Origin of the sequence: Vibrio sp. HI00D65 (assembly GCF_001635455.1) — a bacterium.
Classification (GTDB): Bacteria; Pseudomonadota; Gammaproteobacteria; order Enterobacterales; family Vibrionaceae; genus Vibrio.
In genome coordinates this window covers 1-236 of the sequence record NZ_LWEH01000448.1, presented here as the reverse complement: position 1 = coordinate 236, position 236 = coordinate 1, and the positions used below count along the sequence as shown (strand labels likewise).

Here is a 236-nt window from a genome sequence, read left to right as displayed (position 1 = left end):
ACGCTCAGGTGTCACTGCGACGGAATACTTCGATAAATACTTGTTTGAATCGAACCCACAAATTTTACAAGCAATCGCAGAGCACTTGGAAGAGGTTTTGCCTTCAAGTTTTGACCAATTGGCTGGTCTTGAAATGGGCGGAATTCCAATAGCTACGGCACTCTCTTTAAGAATTCAAAAGCAAGTTTTATTCGTCCGCAAGGAAGCTAAAGAGTATGGTACGTGTAAGTTAGCTG

Annotated in this window: 1 pseudogene; it reads left to right on the top strand. The window is 42.4% G+C overall.

The features are described from left to right. Nucleotides 1-236: pseudogene (locus tag A3712_RS27995) on the top strand (hypothetical protein); the annotation flags it as partial.